General features: G+C 58.7%; 2 protein-coding genes. Both read right to left on the reverse strand.

What is annotated here, in order from left to right; genetic code table 11:
• Positions 1-698: electron transfer flavoprotein subunit alpha/FixB family protein (locus tag H4J77_RS19420; protein ID WP_182250098.1), on the reverse strand; the 698-nt coding region annotated here is incomplete at its 3' end.
• Positions 699-1,430 (reverse strand): electron transfer flavoprotein subunit beta/FixA family protein (locus H4J77_RS19425; protein WP_182250100.1); only part of this gene is annotated, 732 nt, incomplete at its 5' end.

Genomic DNA, 1,430 nt, shown 5'->3' on the forward strand with positions numbered 1-1,430 from the left:
GCGTCAACCGCGGCACGTGATGCACCTACTGCAGCGCCCAGCTTGTCGGCAACCTTGTACAGCATTTCAAAGTTGTCGCCATTCTGCATACCGCGACCGCCAGAGATGACGATCTTGGCACCGGCCAGCTCAGGACGGTCAGACTTGGCCAGCTCTTCACCCACAAAGCTGGAAACACCTGCGTCTTGCGCAGAAGCAACCGCTTCTACACTGGCGCTGCCGCCTTCGGCTGCAACGGCGTCAAAGCCTGTCGGACGCACAGTAATCACCTTGATTGCAGCGCTGGACTGCACGGTGGCAATGGCGTTACCGGCATAGATCGGACGCTTGAAGGTGTCAGCACTTTCAACCGCGATGATCTCGGAGATCTGATCAACGTCCAGCAGCGCAGCAACGCGCGGCAGGTAGTTTTTACCGTTGGTGCTGGCGGCAGCCAGGATGTGGCTGTAGTTCTTGCCCAGTTCGGCAACCAGCAGCGCGATGTTTTCCGGCAGCTGGTGCGCGTAAGCGGCGTTATCAGCCAGCAGTACCTTGCTTACACCAGCAGCCTTGGCAGCGGCGTCAGCAACAGCGGAGCAACCTTCGCCAGCAACCAGTACATCGATGTCACCACCGATCGCCGCGGCCGCAGCCAGGGTGTTCAGGGTGGCTGCGTTCAGCTCGGCATTGTTGTGTTCAGCAATAACCAAAATCGTCATTTAGATCACCTTGGCTTCGTTCTTGAGTTTATCGACCAGTTCGTCGACGCTCTTGACCTTGATGCCGGCGCTGCGTGCGGCCGGAGCTTCAACCTTCAGGGTGGTCACGGTAGAGCTGGTGTTAACGCCCAGGTCTTCCGGCTTGAGGGTTTCCAGCGGCTTCTTCTTGGCCTTCATGATGTTGGGCAGCGACGCATAGCGTGGCTCGTTCAGGCGCAGGTCGGTGGTAACAATGGCCGGCAGCTTGAGATCAACGGTCTGCAGACCGCCGTCGATTTCACGGATGACCTTGACGTGCTCGCCATCAACGGTGACTTCAGAAGCGAAGGTGCCCTGCGCGTAACCGCTCAGTGCAGCCAGCATCTGGCCGGTCTGGTTGTTGTCGGAATCAATAGCCTGCTTGCCGAGGATGACCAGCTGGGGCTGTTCTTTATCGACAACACCCTTGAGCAGCTTGGCGATGGCCAGCGAGCTCAGGTCGTCGGCAGACTCGACCAGCACAGCGCGATCAGCGCCCAGTGCCAGTGCGGTGCGCAGCTGCTCTTGGGCCGCAGTCGGGCCGACGGTGACAGCGATGACTTCAGTCGCGATGCCTTTTTCTTTCAGGCGAACGGCCTCTTCTACAGCGATTTCGCAGAAGGGGTTCATCGACATTTTGACGTTGGCGAGATCGACGCCGGAGTTATCCGCTTTGACGCGAACCTTGACGTTGTAATCGACCACGCGCTTAAC

This window comes from Pseudomonas sp. 5Ae-yellow (genome assembly GCF_014077575.1).
In the GTDB taxonomy this organism is placed as follows: Bacteria; Pseudomonadota; Gammaproteobacteria; order Pseudomonadales; family Pseudomonadaceae; genus Halopseudomonas; species Halopseudomonas neustonica.